Annotated in this window: 26 protein-coding genes, 1 tRNA gene and 1 other annotated feature; of the genes, 8 read left to right on the top strand and 19 right to left on the bottom strand. The window is 50.6% G+C overall.

The window, feature by feature from the left end; translation table 11 throughout:
• The coding region (locus tag RW092_RS05710) for a transposase (RefSeq protein WP_028537956.1) at positions 1 to 158 on the bottom strand (158 nt) is incomplete at its 3' end.
• Positions 159 to 364: 206 nt separating this feature from the next.
• Complete coding sequence (locus RW092_RS05715) at positions 365 to 988, bottom strand: TraX family protein (RefSeq protein WP_316009749.1); 624 nt, start codon at positions 986 to 988, stop codon at positions 365 to 367.
• 119 nt (positions 989 to 1,107) lie between these two features.
• On the opposite strand from RW092_RS05715, the gene RW092_RS05720 reads away from it, so the two are divergent.
• Positions 1,108 to 2,004 (top strand): diacylglycerol/lipid kinase family protein, encoded by an 897-nt coding sequence (locus RW092_RS05720; protein WP_316009750.1) that lies wholly within the window; start codon positions 1,108 to 1,110, stop codon positions 2,002 to 2,004.
• Between the two features lie 90 nt (positions 2,005 to 2,094).
• On the opposite strand, the gene racE is transcribed toward RW092_RS05720, so the two are convergent.
• From racE to RW092_RS05740, 4 genes are all read right to left on the bottom strand, one after another.
• Positions 2,095 to 2,913: a glutamate racemase gene (racE, locus tag RW092_RS05725; protein ID WP_176221916.1), complete on the bottom strand. Its 819-nt coding sequence runs from the start codon at positions 2,911 to 2,913 to the stop codon at positions 2,095 to 2,097.
• Between the two features lie 178 nt (positions 2,914 to 3,091).
• The gene (locus RW092_RS05730) at positions 3,092 to 3,532 is read right to left on the bottom strand and encodes a YtxH domain-containing protein (RefSeq protein ID WP_016312799.1); all 441 of its coding nucleotides are present in this window, start codon (positions 3,530 to 3,532) and stop codon (positions 3,092 to 3,094) included.
• Positions 3,533 to 3,650: 118 nt separating this feature from the next.
• Complete coding sequence (locus RW092_RS05735) at positions 3,651 to 4,070, bottom strand: DUF86 domain-containing protein (protein ID WP_028539506.1); 420 nt, start codon at positions 4,068 to 4,070, stop codon at positions 3,651 to 3,653.
• A gap of 24 nt (positions 4,071 to 4,094) precedes the next feature.
• Positions 4,095 to 4,382: a Dabb family protein gene (locus RW092_RS05740; protein ID WP_016312801.1), complete on the bottom strand. Its 288-nt coding sequence runs from the start codon at positions 4,380 to 4,382 to the stop codon at positions 4,095 to 4,097.
• A 165-nt stretch (positions 4,383 to 4,547) separates the two neighbouring features.
• Between RW092_RS05740 and RW092_RS05745 the strand changes: the two genes are divergently transcribed.
• Both RW092_RS05745 and RW092_RS05750 read left to right on the top strand, forming a co-directional pair.
• Positions 4,548 to 4,856, top strand: a complete 309-nt coding sequence (locus RW092_RS05745) for a hypothetical protein (RefSeq protein WP_028539507.1) — start codon at positions 4,548 to 4,550, stop codon at positions 4,854 to 4,856.
• A gap of 131 nt (positions 4,857 to 4,987) precedes the next feature.
• A tRNA-Ala gene (locus RW092_RS05750) sits at positions 4,988 to 5,063 on the top strand.
• A 104-nt stretch (positions 5,064 to 5,167) separates the two neighbouring features.
• Here RW092_RS05750 and RW092_RS05755 read toward each other — a convergent pair.
• The 7 genes from RW092_RS05755 to RW092_RS05785 form a co-directional block, all read right to left on the bottom strand.
• The gene (locus RW092_RS05755; protein WP_316009751.1) at positions 5,168 to 6,073 is read right to left on the bottom strand and encodes a VOC family protein; all 906 of its coding nucleotides are present in this window, start codon (positions 6,071 to 6,073) and stop codon (positions 5,168 to 5,170) included.
• A gap of 1,205 nt (positions 6,074 to 7,278) precedes the next feature.
• Positions 7,279 to 7,932 (bottom strand): transcriptional regulator, encoded by a 654-nt coding sequence (locus RW092_RS05760; protein WP_028539508.1) that lies wholly within the window; start codon positions 7,930 to 7,932, stop codon positions 7,279 to 7,281.
• Between the two features lie 207 nt (positions 7,933 to 8,139).
• Positions 8,140 to 8,682 (bottom strand): GerAB/ArcD/ProY family transporter, encoded by a 543-nt coding sequence (locus RW092_RS05765; RefSeq protein WP_316009752.1) that lies wholly within the window; start codon positions 8,680 to 8,682, stop codon positions 8,140 to 8,142.
• Entirely contained in the window at positions 8,613 to 9,185 is a 573-nt protein-coding gene (locus RW092_RS05770) for a GerAB/ArcD/ProY family transporter (protein ID WP_316009753.1), read from the bottom strand. The genes RW092_RS05765 and RW092_RS05770 overlap by 70 nt, the downstream gene beginning before the upstream one ends.
• A 247-nt stretch (positions 9,186 to 9,432) precedes the next feature.
• Entirely contained in the window at positions 9,433 to 10,647 is a 1,215-nt protein-coding gene (locus tag RW092_RS05775) for a Ger(x)C family spore germination protein (RefSeq protein WP_176221957.1), read from the bottom strand.
• A 20-nt stretch (positions 10,648 to 10,667) separates the two neighbouring features.
• On the bottom strand, positions 10,668 to 11,147 hold the full coding sequence (locus RW092_RS05780; RefSeq protein ID WP_316009754.1) for a spore germination protein: 480 nt from the start codon (positions 11,145 to 11,147) through the stop codon (positions 10,668 to 10,670).
• An 8-nt stretch (positions 11,148 to 11,155) separates the two neighbouring features.
• Positions 11,156 to 12,097: a spore germination protein gene (locus RW092_RS05785; RefSeq protein WP_316009755.1), complete on the bottom strand. Its 942-nt coding sequence runs from the start codon at positions 12,095 to 12,097 to the stop codon at positions 11,156 to 11,158.
• 144 nt (positions 12,098 to 12,241) lie between these two features.
• Positions 12,242 to 12,464 (top strand) — a binding site (T-box leader).
• A gap of 43 nt (positions 12,465 to 12,507) precedes the next feature.
• Here RW092_RS05785 and RW092_RS05790 point away from each other — a divergent pair.
• The 4 genes from RW092_RS05790 (at position 12,508) to RW092_RS05805 (ending at position 17,818) form a co-directional block, all read left to right on the top strand.
• Positions 12,508 to 14,379 (top strand): arginine--tRNA ligase, encoded by a 1,872-nt coding sequence (locus RW092_RS05790; RefSeq protein ID WP_316009756.1) that lies wholly within the window; start codon positions 12,508 to 12,510, stop codon positions 14,377 to 14,379.
• A gap of 274 nt (positions 14,380 to 14,653) precedes the next feature.
• The gene (locus RW092_RS05795) at positions 14,654 to 16,024 is read left to right on the top strand and encodes an ABC transporter substrate-binding protein (protein WP_028539512.1); all 1,371 of its coding nucleotides are present in this window, start codon (positions 14,654 to 14,656) and stop codon (positions 16,022 to 16,024) included.
• Positions 16,025 to 16,073: 49 nt separating this feature from the next.
• Positions 16,074 to 16,961: a carbohydrate ABC transporter permease gene (locus tag RW092_RS05800; protein WP_028539513.1), complete on the top strand. Its 888-nt coding sequence runs from the start codon at positions 16,074 to 16,076 to the stop codon at positions 16,959 to 16,961.
• Positions 16,962 to 16,984: 23 nt separating this feature from the next.
• Positions 16,985 to 17,818 carry a carbohydrate ABC transporter permease gene (locus RW092_RS05805; RefSeq protein WP_028539514.1) on the top strand — a complete coding sequence of 278 codons (834 nt, stop codon included), beginning with the start codon at positions 16,985 to 16,987 and terminating at the stop codon, positions 17,816 to 17,818.
• Between the two features lie 56 nt (positions 17,819 to 17,874).
• On the opposite strand, the gene RW092_RS05810 is transcribed toward RW092_RS05805, so the two are convergent.
• Positions 17,875 to 17,994, bottom strand: a complete 120-nt coding sequence (locus RW092_RS05810) for a hypothetical protein (RefSeq protein ID WP_016312816.1) — start codon at positions 17,992 to 17,994, stop codon at positions 17,875 to 17,877.
• Positions 17,995 to 18,197: 203 nt separating this feature from the next.
• Here RW092_RS05810 and RW092_RS05815 point away from each other — a divergent pair, with 203 nt between their 5' ends.
• Positions 18,198 to 18,470, top strand: a complete 273-nt coding sequence (locus RW092_RS05815; RefSeq protein ID WP_244268331.1) for a hypothetical protein — start codon at positions 18,198 to 18,200, stop codon at positions 18,468 to 18,470.
• A gap of 40 nt (positions 18,471 to 18,510) precedes the next feature.
• On the opposite strand, the gene RW092_RS05820 is transcribed toward RW092_RS05815, so the two are convergent.
• The 5 genes from RW092_RS05820 to RW092_RS05840 all read right to left on the bottom strand — a co-directional run bounded on the left by RW092_RS05820 (position 18,511) and on the right by RW092_RS05840 (position 22,901).
• Positions 18,511 to 19,134 (bottom strand): DedA family protein, encoded by a 624-nt coding sequence (locus RW092_RS05820; protein WP_085279259.1) that lies wholly within the window; start codon positions 19,132 to 19,134, stop codon positions 18,511 to 18,513.
• A gap of 167 nt (positions 19,135 to 19,301) precedes the next feature.
• Positions 19,302 to 20,060: a phosphate ABC transporter ATP-binding protein PstB gene (gene pstB, locus RW092_RS05825; protein WP_016312819.1), complete on the bottom strand. Its 759-nt coding sequence runs from the start codon at positions 20,058 to 20,060 to the stop codon at positions 19,302 to 19,304.
• A 14-nt stretch (positions 20,061 to 20,074) separates the two neighbouring features.
• Entirely contained in the window at positions 20,075 to 20,962 is an 888-nt protein-coding gene (gene pstA / locus RW092_RS05830; RefSeq protein ID WP_016312820.1) for a phosphate ABC transporter permease PstA, read from the bottom strand.
• A complete protein-coding gene (gene pstC, locus RW092_RS05835) occupies positions 20,959 to 21,861 on the bottom strand; it encodes a phosphate ABC transporter permease subunit PstC (RefSeq protein ID WP_316009757.1) in 903 nt (300 codons plus the stop codon). The genes pstA and pstC overlap by 4 nt, the downstream gene beginning before the upstream one ends.
• 86 nt (positions 21,862 to 21,947) lie before the next feature.
• Positions 21,948 to 22,901, bottom strand: coding sequence for a phosphate ABC transporter substrate-binding protein (locus RW092_RS05840; RefSeq protein WP_316009758.1), 954 nt, complete (start codon positions 22,899 to 22,901; stop codon positions 21,948 to 21,950).
• Between the last annotated feature and the right edge of the window lie 185 nt (positions 22,902 to 23,086).

Here is a 23,086-nt window from a genome sequence, read left to right on the forward strand (position 1 = left end):
ATCTCCACTCCCTTGTATTTGCACAGACGCTTAAATATTTCGATCAAATCTCTCCTCACTTGATTATAGATCTCTTTCCGTCTATACTTCGGGGTGAACACGATATGGTATTTGCACATCCACTTCGTGTGAGCTAAACTATAGCTCTTGTTTGCCATCTAAGACCATTCCTTTCTTTTATTGAGCCTGAACATCTCAATTTTATGGGAATGGTCTAGTTGGTCAAACCTTCGTTCCTCCACCCGCATAGCGGGTGGTTTTTTGTTTCGCACGCTTCGCGAGCTCAACTGGCTAAAGCCATAATAAAAAAAATCCGAGACAAACCCCGGATTTTTCCACCCCCAAACTTGGCTCCATTCTCTCTTTACAACAGGTACACCAAGATCGCCAGCACCACTAAATGCGCAGGATAAAAAGCTCTCCACACCCAGCGGGGCAGCCGCCAGGCTTCGAGCTTTCGCCACAGCCCCGGCCCGTAGGCAATCACCAGCGTCGGCAGGATGCTGGCCAGCTGAATCACCCAGCTGTAGGCGAACAGATACACGAGGTTCAGGAGCAAGTGCATCGCCACCGCTTTTCCTTGATTGGCAAATTTGAAGATCAGCACCAGCAGCAGGCCGTAAGCGCCATAATCAAACGGAAGTACCTCCATGATCACGCAGACACCGGCGATAATGATCGCGGACAGCGGCCCCGGTTTCGATGAATCCAGCATGCGCAGAACCAATAAAGAGATAAACAAGGTCGCCACAACATTTAGACCGTTCGTATCGAAAGCCAGCTGGTAAGGAATTTGTGATAGCACAGCGATCAGTAGCAACCGTGATGCGTACTTCCGGTAATTGGAGGTGTGCTGATAACCCTGGACCAGTGCGTAGGCATAGATCGGGAAAGCAATTCGTCCGATTATCCGCCAGAGAACATCTCCGGGAAAAAACAGCAGCCCAACATGGTCGATCAGCATGGTGATCATGGCGATCAATTGCACGGCCTACACTCCTTTCGTTGATCAACGGGGTTTAAAAATTTTGATTTTCATTTTTTCTAATCTTCAGTAGACTGAAAATAAGCCAAATTAGCGTTGCCATCATAGATAGGGGAGTCATCATGTACTTGTTTATCGTCAATCCAAATGCGGGTAACGGCGAAGGTCGCCGGATTTGGAATAAAATCAGCAAAAAGCTGCAACGGCTTGGTATTCCTTACGAGCACGTCTACACCACAAGCGCCGAGCAAGCGCATACATTCCTTCAGGGCAAGCTAACCGGGGAAGTGTCTTGGCGCGCGGTGGGCGTGATCGGAGGCGACGGCACCATCCATAGCCTGCTGCCTGCGATGCACCAGTCCGGCGTGCCGCTGGCGGTCTTCTCCGCCGGGTCGGGCAATGACACCGCCCGTGGATTCGGCATCCCGCGCCGGGTAGGCGGCGCACTGAAGGTGCTGCTGAGCGGCCGGTCAACGACGGCCGATCTCATCTCCATCGATGGAGACAGCACACTGACCGCACTGGCTGTCGGCTTTGACGCTCAGGTTGCCAGCAATGTCAACAACAGCCGCTACAAAAAAATATGCAACGCGATTGGACTTGGCAGGTTAGCTTATATCATCGGCATTTTTCATACCCTTCTAACCTATCGTCCCGGACCGTTAACGCTCGAATGTGACGGAACTACTTACCGGTTCGAGTCAGCCTGGCTGACAGCAATAAATAATGTTTCCAGCTATGGCGGGGGAATGATCATCTGTCCGGACGCCAAGCCGGATGACGGAATGCTCGATCTGTGCGTCGTGCACGATTGCTCCAAGCTGAAGCTGCTCCTGTTATTTCCAACCGTATTGTTTGGAGGTCATACGAAGCTCTCCTTCGTAACGATGCTGAAGGGCCAAAACATTACGATTTCCAGCTCTCTGCCGCGCCTTGCTTTAGGTGACGGGGAGCACGTGGCAACCACGCCGCTTCGCGCTTCCTTGGAACCCGGCTCCATTCGGATCATTCGCCCGTAACGGGAACGGTACAGCGTGACGAACTATGACGTGGTTCAAAAAAACCTTTGGGCGGGATTTTTAAGCTCCCCCAAAGGTTTTTTGATTTTTTTACCTCACCGGGCTGGATACCTGCCAAACGATGGGACTCAGCTCGACTTGCTCGCCCAACCACTGTCTGGCGATCTTGCGGAACATTTCGGCATCCCCGCTGCAGAAGAACTGATGCACGGGAGTACCATTGCCGCGAGCTAAGCACCCCCGTTGATGCAGGATGGTGCTGATTTCGCGGGCGGTTTCATCCGCAGAACTGATTAACTTCACGTTCGGCCCCATGACACGTTGGATGGGGTCCTTCAAGAACGGATAATGAGTACAGCCTAGAATTAAGCAGTCCATCGGCTGCTTCTTCATCTCCCGAAGAGATCGCTCCACCACATGCAGCGCTTCCTTCGTTTCATACAACCCATGCTCTACTAACGGAACAAATTCAGGACAAGCTTCGCTAACGATTTCGATTTGGGGATTTAACTCACGTAGCGCTACCGTATAGGCCCCGCTACGAATCGTGCCTACCGTCCCGATGACGCCAATCTTTCCGGTCTTCGTCGCGCTGATTGCTGCGCGGGCACCCGGATGAATGACGCCAATGACAGGGATATCCACCTTGGCCTTGATGAAATCGAGTGCAGCCGCTGTGGCGGTGTTGCAGGCAATCACAATCATTTTCGGATGGAACTGGATTAAATAATCGACGATTTGCTCGGTAAACAAGCGGACTTCCTCGGGCGACCTTGGGCCATAAGGAGCCCGGGCCGTATCGCCGAAGTAAATGATTTTCTCTCTGGGAAGCTGCCTCATCACTTCCTTGCAGACGGTGAGGCCTCCCACTCCCGAGTCTAATATGGCGATGGCTTGCTGCACGAACATACCGCTTCCTTTATGTTTAGTGTAAAATCCTTCTCATTACTTTATGACTTCGCACCACAGAGGGTACCTAAATCTTAACTCAATTTGTAGTGCAAGAAAACCCGCAAGGGCGGAGAAAACGGGAAAAAGACCCGGGAGCGGGTCTTTTTCGGGCGATCACTGTGGACAGCCGTTCGAATTATTGGCCTTCCTCTTTGTCGGAAGTTGCCGCTGCTTCCACAGCTGCAGTAGTCGCTTCAACGGCTTCCGTCGTTTCTTCTTCCGTTACGACTCCAAGGGCCACTGTCTCTTCTTCGGTCACCGTCTCCTCTTCTTCATCTGCAAATTCGGAGACTTGAGCAATGACCTCTTCTTCATCGGTGATCTTGTCGGAACGACGGCTTTGGATTTCACTGATCAACACTTCAGCGGCTTCCTTCACCTTGCCGACAAGAACGGTACTTTGCTCCGATACTTTTCCGGCAACCTCTTGCGTCTTCTCTCCGACTTGACGAGCCCCGTTGGCAATATCCTTACGCAGCTCTTTCCCGGCTTTGGGGGCAAATAACAACGCCGTTACCGCACCGGCAACCGTGCCGATGGCGGCCCCCCATATCCAACCTTTGTTTCCTTTGCTCACGACTCATCTCTCCTTTTTGGCTTTCTCCGCGAATGCCCATATCGATAATGTATTATAAGCAGCAAGGGTCTGTCCGGTCACACTTGTAAGGAAAAAAATTGGGCTTGTCTGTCTGAGATTAGACGCCTTCCTGTTCCAGGTACTTCAGCACATTGGCCGAAAAATCCTGCAAAGCCTCGGGCAACCGCCCCCTTAGCCCTTCGACCTCCTGGCGATCCCAAGCAAAATATTCCTGAACTAACGGTTTCCGCAGTCGAACCAGTTCGATGAGCGTAGCGTGCAGTTTCGCATCGATGACCGTTTCATCCAAGAGGATGTCTACAATGTCCTCATAGCTGCTGGCGTCACGCATAATAAACCCGTCGATTAAATAGCTGCCGACGTCCGTTACGATTTCCAGCGCCAGATGCAATGCTCGTTCCTCTGCATAACGCCCCAGCAGGGAGGAGTTGGCCTCCGCCGCTTCACGAAGGGCCTGCAGCAATTCTGGCAGCATGTCCAGCCTGCGTTCGATTTGTTCCCGGTTTACATAATACAAGGGGATTCCCTCCTTTGGTCCAGTCTAAAATTCGAAATCGACTGCGACCTGACTCTCGCGTACTTCGCTCATATGCTCGATTACTTTCTTGTGCTCCGGATGAACTTGATATCCTTCCAAATCCGCAAGCGAATCAAAGGTAGCAATGAGCGCAATGTCATAGGAACGAGGGGAACGGATCACGTCGGTGCCCACCTCAAGGCTTCTGAGCTGCTCTACTTTACCCTGCATGCCGCGCAGTATCTCAACCGTACGTGCCACATTTTCCGGAGATGCATCCTTCAATTTAAACAATACGATATGCTTGATCATAGTTCACCCTTCTCCTTCTTAACGATTCCGTATCTCATTTCAGCATAACATAAAGGGTATCTGCCGGAAAGTAAGGCCTTCCCGAAACTCTATTAATCTAGTTTCATATGATATATTGTCTCATTTACTAGAGACGAGATTTAGAGGGAAAAGAGGTGAATCGCAATGACCCTCCTGCGCTTTCTGCTAAACGAACCGTTGCGAAGGCGAATTCGCCTGCTGCAAGCAGAACTTGAGCTGCTAGCCAGCCGAGTGGAGCATCTGGAGCATGCACTTGATGCCGCCTCCTTCCCGGATTCCGCGACCCGGCAGCAAATTGAAGCCTCGATCGGTCTCAGCATCATCATTGAGACGACGGGCTCCGTCATCCATGGCACATTGATCGCTGTGCATCCTGATGCTCTGGAGATGGTCGATGAATCAGGACGGCAGGTGATCGTCCCAGCCGCTAAAATCACGACCATCAAATTGTAAACCGCGTCAAATTGGCAGGGATCCTCCCATTCGGTAACCGAGATAGCCGGATGGGAGGTGGGACTACATTTTTTCGCTGAAGGGATATTGACAGCTTGACTCCGTTTTTATACAATAAAGAAGTCGCTCACGGGGCCTTAGCTCAGCTGGGAGAGCGCATCGCTGGCAGCGATGAGGTCAGGGGTTCGATCCCCCTAGGCTCCACCATATCTATGAATGTAGCAGTCCATCGGGGCTGTTTTTTTAGTTTTGTGGCGCAAAACGCCCCGCGGATCCTGATCTATCATCTGGGATTCCCGGGGCGTTTTTTATTATCCCTCAAAAGCCCGTTGCAACTCCTCTAGGTTAAACTTCTTCATCTTTAGGAATGCCTGCGTCACTCGTTGGCGTTGTTCTAAGGTTCCCTGGGTCAGCATCTTATCCAAGGCGGACGGGGTGATCTGCCAAGAGAGGCTATAACGATCTTTCAGCCAACCGCATTGTTCGGCCTCAGGCACGGCAGAGAGACTTTCCCAATAATAATCGATTTCCTCCTGTGTGTCGCAGTTCACCATAAAGGAAATCGCTTCGGTGAAGCCGAACCCATGAGCATGCGCACTGTCCATCGCTGTAAACCAGGTATCTTCCAGCATAAAATCGGTGAACATGACCGTCCCCTCCCGGTCCGGCTCTTGTCCGGGACCATACTTGACGATCGTGCCCGGTTTCGCGTTCCGGAATACGGAAAGGTAGAACTCACGCGCTTCTTCCGCCTTGCCGCAGTTATCGCCGGTGAACATCAAGGACGGAACAATTGCTGGACGCGGTTCCCCTTCCGGATTGGTTAACATCAACTGCCATGTAAACCCGTACTTGTCCTGAATCCAACCATACCACTCGCTGAAGGGGTACCAGCCTAGCGGCATAAGTGGAGTCCCGCCGTCAGACAGCTTGTTCCACACTTCATTCAACATTTCTCTGGCGTTGGTGTCTCTAGAGGGGTCGAAATTGACGATACACGAAATCGAAGGATTCAACTTGAAGTACGGACCCGCTGAAATCGCCACAAACGGAAACCCCCAAATGGTAAACGAAACCATTTCGGAATCCCCCGAAGGAGTATCGTTTAGCGTCGTAACCCCAGTGATTCGGGACTCTGGAAATACGGAGCAATAGAACTCTGCAGCCTCCTTCGCCTCTTTATCGAACCACAGATGCAAGCTGATCGATGAACTCACTTTTTTCCTCCTTTACATGAATCAGGTTATTCTTCATACTACCACATTTGGTGACCCATGTTTGATTCCCGTTGGCCTGTGGGCGCATTCCCCACGCCTGTGATTCACTCTCTGTAGGTCCGTTGCACGCTCACGGGTAACCCTCGATGAATTCCAATGAAGCGTTAATTATGCTCTCCATGAACTCCAATGAACTCCGATACCGTTAAGTAAGCTCAACTAACCAGTGATTAGTGATTAACTCCGATGAAGCGCTATCTAACTCTTGATTTACCGCTACTTCACTCGCGATTATCCGCTGATTAACTCCCCATTAGCCCCCGAAATACCGCTAACGCTTGCCACAGATCTTATTTGCCCCAAAAAAGCCATGTTGCGATTCTAACGCTTGCCACAGAGCTTATTCTCCGGTTTCGCCCCCATTTTTCGCAATTTTCACAGCAATAGAGTGTCTTATCGTCGTTAGAATTTTCTCGAGAGCAAATTTGTCCAAATAGCGTTGCTCATAAGCGTTAGAGTTACTCGCCAGTTCATCTCCTGCTCCTTACAACCACTAGACCTGCTCGCCTGACTATCTGCCTCACCCTTCAACCGCTAACGCTTGTCACAGATCTTATTTGCTCCAAAAAAGCCATGTTGCGATTCTAACGCTTACCACAGAGCTTATTCTCCGGTTTCGCCCCCATTTTTCGCAATTTTCACAGCAATAGAGTGTCTCATCATCGTTAGAATTTTCTCGAGAGCAAATTTGCCCAAATACCGTTGCTCATAAGCGTTAGAGCTAATAGAAGTAAGAGCGTATGCACCAGCAAGTGTATTTGCACCAGCAAGTCTATTTGCACCAGCAAGTGTATTCGCATCAGTAAGTGTATTCGCACCAGCAATAACGTTGGCACCAGTATAGTGTTGGCACCGAAATAGTGTTTACACCAATATAGCGTTCTCACCAACAATTTGCGTTCCCACGAACAACCGCATACACACCAACAGCAACTTCCCATCCTCAGCGAACTACCCGAGTTCAGTTACATCCAGCCACTCCTGCGATCTACCCGAGCCCAGTCACATCCTACCACCCCCAAGGAACCACCCGAACCCATTACATCCAGCCACCCCCGCGATCTACCCGAGTCCGGTTACATCCTGTCACCATCAACGAACTCACCAAGTCCATTACATCTGCCACCACCTGCGCCCCTCTGCCCTTACCGCGCGCTGGGAAGCCGGAACGTTCGATACCGTTGTCTACCGCCTGCGACCTCTAGTAACTTTCGGCTGTGCATCGCACGTAGAATCGCGCGGGTATGCTGCTTGGATAGCCTGAGATGGTCCGCGAGCTCTCCCGGGGTAAAGGGGCGCATCAGTCGTCTGGCAAACCTCAAGGCTTCCGCTTCGGCCCAATGGAGGTTGGAGGGTACGGCATTGGACAGGAACTTGCCCACAAAGGATAAGACCAGCTGCTTGCAAACCCCCGGGTCTTCCCGAATCGATAGATAGGCAATCGGCAAGAACAGCCAATCGTCTAGCGCCAACAACGCTTGCTTCATACAAAGATCTTTAAACCGCCCGGCCTCGATATCCCGAGCATGGCTTCGATAATCCTGAATCTCGATGCACCCCTTGGCATTGCCCGGCATGTAGGCTAAATCGAGATAGCGGAAGCCATTGTTAAAATCGCGAACCTCATACTCCGGATAGAGATCGTTAAGGTTTCCGATAGCGGGATACCAAATGTACCGCAGAAAGTCCGTTGTCCCTCGGCTTAATCCCTTTTTGAGAAACTCCTTTCTTCTTAAGTTTGTCTCCTCGTTGATCTGGCGTTCCAACCACTCCAAGTAAACCGCATCAAACTCACTCATCCTTGCCACTCCCTTTCAAAAGTCCATAAAAAAACCGCCCCGATCCCCCCTGCTCCAAGAGCAAGCCAGATCGAAGCGGCATGTGCTTCATACCGAAATATCGAAATATCCACTATGGAAAATAATGTATCACAAGACATCGTTTCGAGCAACGTTCCCTGATTACCCCACAGGCCGATGGATTGGTGATTGAAACGCACCTTCACTTCATGTCTTCAGCTTCTTCACTTTCCCCATGATCCACAAGCAGACTGGAAATGCGATTCCGAAGATCATGGCGTACAACGGCCAAACCTTCATAAAGTCGATCAAATAGGCGAAATTGGGCCAGATGATGCCGGAGGCCACGATGCCAAGCAACACCAGCGGGAGAATCAGCGTATTCTTATGCAACAACATCACCAGCCGAAAGAAAATCGAGATGTACCAAAACACCGTAATCACAACCTCAAACCGTTGAAAAAAATCACCGATCTCGATCGTTCGGGCCACAAAATAACTGGCAAACGTAAGATTGGCCATTACCCCTTCACTGAGCGTCGCGATTGTTAGTACCATCATCAGCAAATACATGGTCCCGCTAATGGCTGATCCAATCCAGACCGCCTTACTCCAATTTTTGGATTTCGGAAGCTCCGGAACAAGAAATAGAAATCCAATCGTTTCTAAGTAAGGAAAGGCTAATAACGAGAAAGACCCCGCAACACCGGTTTCCAGCCATACTCCAAAATCGGAGCAAGATTCGTCCAATGGGTCCCATACAGCAGCGAGAGGCCAACTAGCAGGAAAATCACTGGCAGCAAGAAGAATAACAGTTCCGCACTGCGGCCAATCGTCGGCACCCCTGACCAGACCGAATAAACAACCACGACTAGCATGAGCATCAATACGACATAAGGAGGCGTTAAAGGCATAATCGATATGGTGATAAAGTCGCTTAAATTTCGCAACGTTAAGATAAGGATTAAGTAAGGAAACAGCAAAATGAATAGGATCGACAACACCGAACCAGTGGGAGTGCCGATTAGACGACGAAGGTGCTGAACAAAGGACATCCCGCGCATTTGTCCGGCAATTGCCGACAAGAGCGGGATGAGCAGAAAATGAATGGCAATGGCCACTACGGTACAAATCCAGGCATCATGTCTGGCAACGGCGGCAAGACTCGATGGGATGAGGAGATAGGCGCTGCCGATTTGATACATTGTAATCCATAATGCGAATTGCCTTACCGATATACTCCGTTTGTTCATTCCGATACTCCTCAAGATAGCAATTTAGCGATCAACATGCTAGCCGGATCAAAAAAAGTTTGAATTGCCAATAGCGGTGACGGTACTTGAATATGAAGCAATTGAAGTACGAGGAGAACAATGCCTACGCTTAGGAAACAAGCATGCACAGCGAGATCCCTGAACTCTTTTTTATGAAACATCCTCTGGTATTCCAAGGCCGATATCGCCAATGATACAAACAATAAAACGTATAGCACGTTCTTCCTCACTCCTGTTTATTCTGTGGCATTCCGTAGGGACTGACGATCTTCCCATTTCGCTTGATTTGCAGAGTCACACGCAAGTTCACATCCAGCTCTTCGAAGCGCTTGTCCCAGTCGTTCTTCCATACATGCCATTTTGCCGGATATGCCCGATGAAAGGCTTCGCCGAACCCAAAGATATCCGTACCCAACGATTGAGCTTTCCGAATCCCTCGATTAATCGCCTCTACATACTGGTCTGCAGCAATTTTCTGCAGCTTCAACAGGTCCTCCTCTTTATTGAGATCGACCTTCTTACATCTCAGTTCATTAATGTTGGCTTCAATGTACACGGTAGCATCGAGGACCGGATGATCATTCACGATCTTAGGATCATACTTCGTTTTGGGCCGGATGACGTCCAACGTAAAATGCTCTTTCGCATTCGGACACTCTACTTTGAAAAGACTGTTGTCCACATGATTCGTCAAATAGTTATAAGCCCGGCTTTCGGACGGGTTCATCCAACCAACCAGGCGATCCTCCTGGAAGACACCCATACCGCTGAAAAAATAGTTCGCATGCTGCGGAGACTGCTTCACGTTATCCATCTTCTGAGCTTTATCGGCCTGTTCCCCCAGCTTTAATCCGGTAATGACTGGCTCGACCCCGTCCTTGTTTAAACTCTCCAGAAATTCCTTGGCTTGGCTGTATATGTTCGGAGCCCAGCTTTTGTAGGACAGCTTTAATGCCTTATGCATATCCAGGGCGGGAAAAAGTTCCGTGGACGTCACGAAGGTTAATGCTTCCTTCGCCGAATGGTCCCGAACGATAATTAGATCGAAGACGGGCCGAATCTCATTGTTACGTAACAGCCAATCCAACGGTTCATGCATACCTTCCCGGGCCGTGGCTTCATCCACAAATAAAATTTGCATATGGGACATATACAATCTCCGTGACGACATGCCCACCATTTTGCGGATAGCTTCACTAATGGAATCAGAACGCATCGAAAGTACGAACGTCGGCGTACGTTCGGACGATTGCTTCCGCGACATTTGATTGGGATTCACAACCTGAAGGCTGACCTCATAAAGCTCATCCTTCTTGTCGATTCCCATAGCGAGCACAATCGATAGTTCATTTAATTCATTGCGATTCCAACAACCTGTCAGCAGCAGAATTAATGCGAGGGATATGGAAGCAAGAAAAAAACGCTTCTCCTGTCGGTACACAGGGATCATCTCCTTGAGTTCTACGGTCCTTTAGCTCCAGGTTGGTAAGGGAAACGGAGGATGGCATCCGATTGCTTCCGCGGTTTATAGGGAGCGACAGGCGATAAGTACGGGACACCGAAGGAGTGGAGCCCGCTTAAATGAACGACAAGCATGATAAATGCGATAGTCAGCCCATAGATCCCGAGGGTTGAGGCGATCATCATGAACCCAAAACGCAGCATCCGAATCGGGATCGACATGGAATATGACGGAATCGCAAAACTGGCTATGGCCGTAATCGCTACGACAACCACCATGACGGTTGAAACGATTCCCGCTTCGACCGCGGCTTGTCCAATAACGATCGACCCCACGATGGATACGGCTTGACCGATCGTTCTCGGCATCCGAAGACCGGCTTCCCGCAGGATTTCAAACACGACTTCCATGATTAACGCCTCGAGAAAAGCCGGAAAAGGCACCCCTTCGCGTTGCGCCATTAAGCTCAATAACAACACCGTTGGAATTAAATCCTGTGATGATAGGTGGTTAAGGCGATATACAGTGCAGGGGCTAACAAGCATATCAGCATGCAGAAATAACGAAGCAGTCGGGTGACGCTCCCATAAAGATACGATTGATAGTTATCCTCGGCAGATTGCAGGAAGTCGACGAATAAGGACGGCGCAAGGAGCACGAATGGCGTTCCGTCAATAAAGATAGCAATTCGTCCCTCCATGACCCCCGCCGCAATCGTATCTGGACGATCCGTGTTGTACAGCATCGGAAAAATCGTAAGCTTGTTATCCTGATTCATCACTTCCTCAATATATTCGCCCTCCAGCACGCGGTCCACTTGGAGGTTGCTGAGTTTGTCTTTCAGTTTACTTACGATCTGTTGATCTGCTAATCCATCCATGTACATAAGTGCGAGCTCTGTTTTAGTTTTATTGCCAGCCTGAATCGTCTGGACGCGAACCCGTGTATCCTTCACCCTATGACGAACCAGGGAGATATTCGTGCGGATCACCTCCGTAAATGCGTCCTTCGGTCCCCGAATAATCGGATGGGTATCCGATTCGGTAATTGCGCGTTCCTCTAATCCGGGAATGGAGACAAGCAAACCATCCTTATATCCGTCGATCAGAATCAGTGCTCCGCCTGACAACATTCCATTACTCGCATCCTCATGGTTCGACACGAAGCTGATGCCGCCTACGTTTACGACCTTGTCTTTGAGCTGGGTTGGCGTCATCTCCCCGTCTGAGGTCATCTCTAGAATCGGGCGGATGACATCCTGCTGTAAGATTTGACTATCAATAAGTCCTTCAATATAAACAATTGTGACTTGGGTTTGGTCCACCGGTAACAACTGACGGAACACGACGTCCGAACTGTTCCCAAAAAGTTCACTAAGGATTTCCAGGTTTTGCTGCAGTTTATCGACAAACTCGTCCGGTTGTTGCATGTTACGAGCCCCTTTGTTCTGATGGAAGTAGTAAGAGTATGACCAAAATTTAGTAATTCTACTCGAAAAGGCTACTCAAGGATTGTTTTTAGGAAAAGGCGAATTGACATTCCAAGCGAACCGGATATAATAATACAAAATATCCCACATTCGACGATTGGGAGAGTAACTGTCCGTTCTAGTCCAAGCGAGCCGGGAGGGTGGAAACCGGTACAGGGCTGACAGTGAAGCGGACCCATGAGAATGGTTGCTGAACGCAAAGTAAAGTAAGCAACCACGGCCCAAGACCGTTATCCTGCAGAGTGGTTAAACGTAGAGTTTAACAACAAGAGTGGTACCGCGAGCGCGTAATGCCTTCGTCTCTTTGATGAGATGAAGGCTTATTTTTTTGCCCCGGAGGAGTGGATGGAATGATCAGTAGATCGATGAAAAAGCATCTGAAAACGACCGTACAGCAAGTCCTTTCAAGGCTTGGACACAGCGTCGAGGAGCTGCCAGACATTGTAATTGAACGCCCCGCCCGTGCCGAACACGGGGATTATTCGACCAACATCGCGATGCAGCTGGCCAAAACCTTGCGCCAACCGCCGCTGCAGATTGCCGCGCTGCTTAAGAATGAACTGGAGCAAACGGGCCGCATGGAAGGGCTGTTCCACCAGATCGAAACGGCGCCGCCGGGCTTCCTGAACTTCCATCTGGATTGGAATGAATGGGCTCGCAAAGATTTTCTACTTCCGCAGGCTGTTCGTGAAAAAGTCGTGATCGAACATACCTCCATCAATCCGAACAAGTCCGCTCATATTGGTCATTTGAGGAATGCCTGCATCGGCGACTCGCTGGCAAGGCTGCTTAAGCGAGCTGGTTACCAAGTCGAAGTGCATAATTACATCGACGATCTAGGGAATCAGTTGGCTGACACCGTCGTTGGGCTGCTTCATGTAGATCATCAGGCTGCTCATGTGAGATTCGGGGATTTCTGTTGGGACATCTATTCCAACGTGAACAAGGAATACGAGGATCAACCTTCGCTGTTAGAGCAGAGAACGAAGGTGCTGCAAGCGCTGGAGGCTGGGGACGGGAATCTGGCTTGGGTTGGCTTACTTACAGCAGAGCGCATCGTGCGGGAGCATTTGGAAGAAATGAAGGCGTTTGGGATTGATTACGATTTGTTAGTTTGGGAGAGCAACATTGTCCGGGAAGGGTTCTGGGACACGGCCTTCCGATTGCTCCAGCAAACCGCACTCTTCCAGAAGGAGACGTCTGGTAAACTGGAGGGGTGTTGGGTCCTGAAGCAACCTGCAGACGAAGATGTGGATCCTGAAGCAGAGCATCAGGCTGATAAGGTGCTCGTTCGGTCCAACGGAATTTTGACCTATACGGCCAAAGATATCGCCTATCATCTGTGGAAGTTCGGGGTACTCGGAAATGATTTCATGTACAAGTCGTTTGCGGACGGGCTCTGGACAACCCGTGCAGACGGTGTCACTGCTGATTACGGCAAAGCAGATCTCGTCGTGAACGTAATCGACCACAGGCAAGCGTATCCACAGGCGATGGTGAAGCAAGCGCTGGAGGCGTTAGGCTTCACAACCCAGGCGGAGAAGCTGCGTCACGTTGGTTACGGCGTCGTCTCGCTAAGCCCGGCCGCAGCCCGGGAGCTGGGCCTCGACACCTCAGACGGCAAAGCTTCGTACGCCATGTCCGGCAGACAAGGAATCGGTATCAAAGTGTCCGAATTGCTGGATCGGATGGAAACGCAGATCGATGCCAAGCGTTCTGATTCAGAAGGGTTGTCCAGCCGTCGGATTGCCGCAGCGGCGATCCGGTATTACCTGCTCCGGTTCGCTTTACCAACCGAAGTGGTATTCGACATTCAGCAGGCCACAGAGACGACCGGCAATACCGGCGTCTATCTGATGTACGCGCATGCCCGGGCGGCCAGCATCTTGGCCAAAGCTCAAGCCGACGGGATTCCTCGGGCGGAATCGCTCCAGCTTCCGGAGGACATCGCCCCTCAGGATCGTGCGGAACACGTCCTGCTGAGACAAATCGCGGCATGGCCGGATACGCTGGGCACTGCGTGTGAGGAACTATCCCCAACACCGATCTGTCATTACGCTTATGAGCTCGCTACCTTGTTTAATCATTTTTATACCGCCTGTCCGATCCTAAAAGCCGAGCCCGAGCGGCAGACCTACCGCCTATGGCTTACGGCAAAATTTAAGGAGACCATCGCAGAGGTGCTGGAGGTCATCGGATTGCCAGCTCCGGATCACATGTAAACAAGGGCAAGGCAAGAGTAACACCAAGTGAAAGGCGCGACTGGAACCAACCAGCCGCGCCTTTTATGTGGGTGTCCCCCTCAGTCGCGATGCAGTTAATCAATGTTTTTTGATATCAATATTATTCGTGACGTTTTTTTGAATAAATTGATTCTTCGGCAAGTATGTTTTACTGGAAGGGATGTACACAGAATTGATTCATAAGTTAAACCATCGAGTTAAGCGCTTAACACGATGAGATTTACAAACCAAGGAGGGATCAAACATGGCATTGATGAAAAAAAGAGGTTGGGCCATCGCTTCCGTATTGTTGTGTACGGCTTTAGGCGGGGCGCTATTAGCCGGTTGTTCCGGGTCGGGCGACAAGACTAGCAGCTCCGGCAAAACAACGATTACGGTGACGTATCGCGATGACGGAGCCGGAGAAAAAGGCACGTTATACCGCTGGCTCACCGAGATCGCTGCAGATTACCCGAACAAGGATGTTGAAATTAAGCCATCCCCGATTCAAGCCTCGGAGGGGGACTATTTTGCGAAAGTTGCCTTAGCTTTGAAATCCAAAGATACCGCTCCAGATATCGTGACCGAGGATACGTTTATTCTCAATTCCGACGCCAGCGCCGGTTATTTGGAACCGCTGGATGAGCGGCTGAAGGACTGGGAGGATTGGTCAAACGGCTCGTTTATCGAGGCGATGAAGAAAGGCGTTACCGCCAGCGACGGCAAAGTGTACGGCGTACCGTACAACACGGATTCCCGCGGTCTTTGGTATAACAAAGAGATCTTTAAGCAGGTCGGCCTTCCGGAAGAGTGGACACCGAAGAACTGGGAGGAAGTGCTGGATGCAGCTCGCACCATTAAGGAAAAAGCGCCGGACATCGTCCCGATTTGGATGAACATGGGCAAGGCGACCGGGGAAGCCACCTCTATGCAGACGTACGAAATGCTCCTTTACGGCACCGGCGAACGACTGTATGACGATGCAAGCGGAAAATGGATTATCGAAAGTCAAGGGATCTTGGATGCTTTAGGGTTCATTGAAACCGTAAACAAAGAGAAGCTCGGCCCGCCGCTCTCCAAGGTGCTGAACGGGCAGGCCGGCAACACCGCTTCCCGAGAATACTTGCCTCAAGGCAAGCTGGCCATCTCCCTCGACGGCTCGTGGATTACCGGCAACTATCTGGAAACCGGCGCTTCTCCATGGCCGGAATACAAGGACGTGCTAGGCTTTGCTCCGATGCCAACAAGTCAAGGTCAGGCACCAGGTTCCATCACGCTCGCTGGCGGTTGGGCATTGTCCATTCCAAGCAACGCCAAGCATAAAGACGAAGCCTGGGAGTTTATCAAATACGCGTTAAACAAAGAAAACAGCAAGAAGCTCGTCACCTCCTCAGGCAATATTACGGTGCGAGCTGACGTCGCCAAAGATCCGGAATACACGCAGATGCCGTTTAACGAAATCGCTACGGAATATCTGCAGAACGCCGAATTCCGGCCTGCTCAAGAGAAATACCCGGAAGTATCGACGCAAATTCAGACGATGGTGGAATCCGTCGCCACAGGCACCTCCCCTGCAGAGGCCGCCCAAAAATACGCCCAAGACGTCACCCGCATCGTAGGCGAGGACGCTGTCATCCGAAAATGACGAATTCGAATAAGCGGCAAAGCACTGCCTTCCGGAAGGAGAACGAACCATGAGCAGCATGACGGCTGAAGGATATTCCAGAAATCGCAACTCGTACACGTGGCTTTACTTCTTGCTCCCTTCGATTGTGATAATGCTGGTGTTTTTCATCACCCCGGTCTTCCTTACGTTCTTCTATTCCTTTACGAATCTGGCATTAACGGGGGAATCGGCAAGAGAGTTAAAATTCGTTGGGTTCGACAACTATATTCACATGTTCAAGGACCCGACGGTCAAGGTTAGTATTTGGAACACATTGGTCTTCCTGTTTGGCTCGGCGGTGATTGGCCAGCAGCTGCTCGGCTTATTCATCGCCCTCCTGATGAAGCGCAAGAACCGGACGTTCCGGCGGGTGATTGGCACGATCGTCCTCGCCGGCTGGGTCACCCCGGAAATCGTATGTGCGCTATGCTTATACAGCTTCTTCGGCGACGAAGGGACGCTGAACTCGATCATCACTTCATTGGGGCTTCCGGCAGTCACCTGGCTGTATACTGTTCCAATGCTGACGATCATCCTCGCGAACATTTGGCACGGTACCGCCTTCTCGATGCTCGTCTTTCAAGCGGCTCTTGACGACGTGCCCAGCGAGGTAGAAGAAGCGGCAGTGGTCGATGGCGCTTCAAAATGGCAGGTACTGATTCGGATTATCATCCCTTATATCAAAGATTCGTTTATGACCAACATGATGCTGATCACGTTACAGACATTGGGCGTGTTTGGTTTGATATATGCCATGACCGGCGGAGGCCCGGGAACGTCTACGACCACACTGCCCATCTTCATGTACAACCAAGCCTTCGTGAACTATCAACTAGGGTACGGAACCGCGATCTCCTTGCTGCTACTGCTCATCGGAATCGTGCTTAGCTTGTTCTATACCCGCTCGTTGAAATAGTCCAAGTGCAAGGAGAACCTCTTATGAACGCAAAACAACGGAAAATCATCTACCGGATCTTGCCCTATACGATCCTCACGATCATCGGCATCTGCTTCGTCTTACCCTTGCTCTGGGTGGTAGTTGCTTCGGTCGATCCCAATGCCATGCAGACGCTAAAAATGCCCCAGCGAATCACGGCGGATAATTATATCAACGTGATCACCAGCCGCGAGAACCAACGCGCATTCCTGATCGGCTTGATCATGTCGCTGGGGCAGGCGCTGCTCGTCGTCCTCTTGGCACTGTTGGCCGCCTATCCGTTGTCCCGATATCAAATGAAATACAAGAAGCCGTTTATGTTGACCATCCTGTTTATGACTTCCTTGCCGATCACAGCGGTGATGGTCCCGGTCTACCAGCTGTTTCTCAGTTTGAAGCTGTATGACCAAATCTTTGGCGTGATCCTATTCTACGTAGCCTCATCGATGCCCTACGGCATTTGGATGCTTAAGAACTTTATGGATTCCGTCCCTCTGGATCTGGAGGAAGCGGCATGGGTCGACGGGGCCTCGGTATTTACGGGGATTCGCAGAGTTGTAGCACCGCTGATGGTGCCGGGGATTTGCACGGTCGCCATCTTCACCTTCTCGGGCAGCTGGGGAAATTTCTTTGTTCCATACATTTTGCTGCAAAATCCGGAGAACTTCCCCGCTTCCCTGAAGTTATACCAATACTTTGGTCAGTACGGGATGATTGAGTATGGCAATCTTGCAGCCTTCTCCATTATGTATGCGATCCCGTCCATCGTACTGTACATCTTGTCCCAGCGGTTTATGTCCAAGGGGTTTGGGTTGCAAGGGGGAACGAAAGGGTAGCTATAAAGAACAAAGGCCCTGCTGAAGCAGGGCCTTTGCATGGGGTACACATTCAATTATACGATAAGCGCTCTGGATACAATAACCAGCAGGATGAAGAGAACCAGAATCGTCCCTGTGGAAGTCCAGAAACCACCATAACCTACGCCACCTACGCCATTTTCATATCCCGACATTGTTTTCCCTCCTTTTTAAATATAGAACATCATATTACGGTTCGCCTGTGAACGATCGGGACATTCGCGGAGAGGGGCGAAAATGGGTATCCGTTCCCCCAGTACTTTTGCTGGAGAGGAGGTGGCGGCTGTAGCCCAGTTCACGCCTAATCAAGCCAAACGCCATTTGCATAAGATGAAATAAGTCGATTTAAAAGCAGGTGGTGCTCTTGGGAGGAAAAAAGAGGAGACAATACCAAAGAATCCAAGAAAATGACCTTTCCTCGGACGACTTGGCCATTATCGGCGCCGGGTTCACCGTGCTTGGAGATATTTTCGATTTGCTCTCCCTGATGAAACTGAAAGAGGAAAAATCGCAGAATGGCGGTGGCTTTGAGGAGACACTGCTTGACGATTTCATATTGCACCGAAGCAACCCTGAAAATAAGGATAATAATAGAATCAAAAGCAAAAATAAAAAGAAAAAACGGAAATAAATAAAGGCGCCGGAGTGAGCTCTCCAGCGCCTTTAAAAGGTTACCGTGACAACTTGGCCACTTTTAGCCTCCATCTCCGCCATTTCAAATATACGAGTACCAATAGTAACGCCCCCAGCCCAATAAAGAAAAACTTTAAATATTTCTCGACCAGGTCGATGGCAACTTGCCACTGTTCACCAAACACCAAGCCAATGCTTACAAAAACCGTGACCCAAAGTGCAGCTCCTGTGTAAGCATACAGGGCAAAGGTTCGAAAAGGAATGCGCATAATGCCTACAAAATAACCAAAAAACTGCCTTACACCCGGCACAAAGAAACTGATTAACAGCATTCGATTGCCGTACTTCTCATAGACCCGCCTCGTCTTCTCTAAATGGGAAGGCTTGACCATAATCCACTTGCCATAACGTTCGATCAACGGCGCGCCGACCCGATGTCCGACGAAATAGGTAATCGTCACCCCGATCACCGCCCCAGCATATCCGGCGAGGAGTGCCGGCAAGAAATCCAACACGCCTTTATAAGCCAAATATCCTGTATAGGTCAGCGTCGTTTGACCTGGAGGCAGCGGCAGCGCAATAAAATCAATGGGAAGTCCGAGCAGCAGAACAAAATAGCCGTAATGCTCAAACATCCTTTCAATCCAATCCAAAACGTTCATCATCCAAATCTCCTTTAACCAATACCAGGCGCTGCCCACGCCAATTGAGTCCACTCTTTATGTTATCAGTATATACGGAGATTTTCCAATCTAAAAGAGTCCGCAGACGGGGCGATTCCCCGCCCCGGGTCCAGTCCTGATTTAGCGGGAGATGGAGAGAAGAATTTTTATCCGAAGCGGCCGCTGATATAATCGTCTGTCCGTTTCTCGGATGGATTGGTAAAGATTTTGGTCGTATCGCCGTACTCGACCAGTTCCCCCATGAGGAAGAACGCCGTTTTTTCCGACACCCGAGCCGCCTGATGCATATTGTGCGTGACGATGATAATGCAGTATTCCTGCTTCAGCTCGGCGATCAGCTCTTCAATTTTGGCACTGGATACCGGGTCCAGCGCCGACGCCGGTTCATCCATCAGGATAATGCTTGGATTGACCGCAATCGATCGGGCGATGCACAGTCTTTGCTGCTGGCCGCCGGACAGGGCCAAGGCGGAGCTGTGCAGTCGGTCCTTCGTTTCGTCCCAAAGGGCCGCTTTGGTGAGCGATTCCTCAACGATCTGATCCAGCTTCTTCTTGTCCCGAATCCCGTGGTAACGCGGTCCAAAAGCGATATTTTCATAGATGGACTTATGGAACGGGTTTGGCCGCTGCCATACCATGCCGATCTTTTGGCGCAGCAGCACGACATCGGTCTTCGGATCATTGATATTGTCGTCCCCGATCCAGATTTCCCCCGTGATCTTCGCCCCGCGGATCAAATCGTTCATCCGATTCAGGCTGCGCAGGAATGTGGACTTGCCGCAGCCCGAAGGGCCAATCAAGGCGGTTACCTGCCGGGAAGCGAAATCGAGCGATATATTTTTAACGGCTTGTTTCTCTCCGTAATAGACGCTTAAGTTTTTCGTAGATAGTTCAATATTTGACACTTGGCTTCGCCCTCCTATTTCGTCGCCGTAAATTTCTTGAGCATCACGCGTCCGAGCCAGCGAGCCAGCAAGTTAAACACCAGCACGGTCAAAATCAGGACGGCCGACGCACCGGCGGCAATTTCAGGCGCATCCGGCGCCAAGCCTTCGGAATTGATCTTCCAGATATGAACCGCCAGCGTCTCCGCCGGACGGAACGGATTCAGCGGGGACGTAGGGCTCAACGGATTCCAGTTGCTAAAGTCGAGCCGCGGACTGCTCATCCCGGCCGTAAACAACAGGGCAGCTGCTTCGCCGAACACGCGGCCCGCCGCCAAGATCGTCCCGGTCAGAATCACCGGCATGGCGATCGGCAGCATCACCGATTGGATCGTTTTCCATTTGGACAAGCCCAGCGCCAAGCTGGCTTCCTTTTGCGCCTGCGGCACGCTGGCTAACCCTTGCTCGGTAATCCGCACCATCAGCGGCAGGTTAAAGATCGTCAAAGCTAACGCCCCTGAGAACAGGGAGAAGCCAAAGCCAAACAGGTTCACGAGAACGAGCAGACCAAACAAACCTACCACAATCGATGGAAAAGAGGATAAGACCTCAACAATCAAACGGATAAAATCGGTGATTTTTCCCGGCTTGGCGTATTCGCTCATATAGATCCCCGCACCGATCCCAAGCGGAATCGTGATGATCATGGTCAAGACCAAGAGGAACAGGGAATTGAACAATTGCGGGCCGATCCCGCCGCCTGCCTTAATCGTTTCAGGAGGTGACGTGAGAAAATCGAAACTGATATGACCCAGCCCCCGGACTAAAATAAAGCCGAGTAACCCCGCCATAATCAAGACAATTAAGCCAGCTAAAGCGATAATAACAACTGTTGCGATTTTGTCGACGGTTTTGGCGCTCATCGTTTTGCTCTCCTTTCCAGCCAACGCACGATAAAGACGAATACAAACGTCATCAGCATCAAGATTAGTGCCAGCGTCCAGAGGACGTTATTCTGCGTCGTGCCCATGACCGTATTCCCCATGCTCAGCGTAATGACACTGGTCAGAGTCGAGGTGGATTCAAAGAGCGAACGCGGAATATGCGGCGCATTCCCGATCACCATCTGCACCGCCAAGGCTTCCCCGAAAGCCCGAGCCATGCCAAGGACCACCCCGGTCAACAAGGACGGCATCGTCGTCGGCAATACGGTCCGCGACAAGGTTTGCCAGCGCGTAGCGCCAAGGGCGTAGGAACCTTCCTTCAGGCCAGGAGGCAGGGCAGACAGGGCATCGGTGGCGATCGACGTGATCGTCGGCAAGATCATGATCGACAATACGGTTGCTCCCGCCAAGATCCCCAGACCTTGTCCCGGAAAAATATCCCGGTAAAAAGGAACGATAATACTCAGCCCAACAAAACCATACACCACCGAAGGAATCCCGGCCAGCAGCTCGATCACCGGCTGTAAATATTTCTTGCCAAACTTCGGCATTATTTCAACCATAAACAAGGCCGCGCTAATGCCAAGCGGTGCCGCGATCAGCGCCGCCAGAATCGATGTGCTGAACGATCCCAAAATAAACGGCAGAGCGCCAAACATCGGCGGCTCCCCATCCGGCTTCCAGTTCGTGCTGCCGAAAATTTCACCTATTGAGATTCCGTCTTGAATGAAGGTGCTTAACCCCTTGGTTGCTACGTAATAAACCATCGAGAAGATCGTAACCACCAGCAATACGATACAAAATGAAGCGTAGATTTTGCCGGTCCATTCCTCGACGATATGTGGTTGTATTTTTTTTCTTCCGCCGGATTGAGCCATGAAACCTCTCCCTTTAAGAACAGCACAGAAAGAGGCAGAACCGTCCGCCTCTTGCCGCACTGATATGATGTTATCGAATCTGCTGGTTATTTCTTCGTGATGTTGCCGTCAACATCGCGTTCCACTTGCATTTTGCTGATCGGAATATAACCAAGCTCTACAACGTCGCCGTTGTCGCCTTGAACGTCCGGGGATACCATGTAATCCAAGAAGGCTTTAACGACTTCATTTGGCTCGCCTTTCGTATACATGTGCTCGTAAGCCCATACCGGATAAGTTCCGTTCGCTACGTTTTCTTCCGTTGCGTCTACGCCTTCGTACTTCACAGCTTTAACCGTATCGTCAAGGTAGGACAAGGCCAGATAACCGATCGCCCCTGGCGTTTCGCTCACCAGCTTCTTAACCGTACCGGAGGAATCTTCTTGGATCGAACCTTGCAGGTCCTCTGTTTTTGTACCCAGCGCATATTTCTCAAACGTTGCCCGAGTACCGGAGCTCGACGGACGGTTTACGATTTGAATCGCTTGGTCTGGACCGCCAAGATCTTTCCAGTTGGTGATTTTACCCGTGAAAATTTGAACCAGTTGGTCTTTCGTCAAATTGTCGACCGTGATGTCTGGGTTCACGACAGCTGCCATCGCTACAACGGCAACTTGATGGTCAACCAGTTCGCTGGCTTGAGCCGCATCTAATTTCTCTTCTGCGAAGACGTCGGAGTTCCCGATATCTGCCTGGCCTCCGGAAACTTGCGTCAACCCTGTGCCGCTGCCGCCGCCTTGAACTTGTATAGAAACATTCGGATTTTGATCCATGAATTTTTTCGAAGCTTGATCTACTAAAGGTTGTAAAGCCGAGGAACCTACCGCCAAGATCGACCCGGAGAGTTCCGATGTCGCTGCATTACCCCCGTTGCTCGCGGATGCTTCATCCGTAGTGCTTCCGTTGGTACCGGCCGTGTTTGGTGCCGCGTTGTTTTGACCGCAAGCTGCCAGCGCGAAGCTCAGCATCAAAGTCAAAACCAATAACATACTCTTTTTCATTGTTTAGGTTTCCCCCTTAATTGATTTACAGTTTGATTATAGAAAGCGAAGATCAATCCAGTGTTCTCGTTTTGTAAACTTTGTGTAAAATGCGAGGGAATCCTGAGCCTTTAGGTTTATTCTTTGCAAAAAATCATAACCACCCGTCCAACGGGTGGTTTGCTCTTGGGGTATAACCCCTTGTT

This window comes from Paenibacillus sp. 3LSP (assembly GCF_032465655.1).
In the GTDB taxonomy this organism is placed as follows: domain Bacteria; phylum Bacillota; class Bacilli; order Paenibacillales; family Paenibacillaceae; genus Fontibacillus; species Fontibacillus barengoltzii.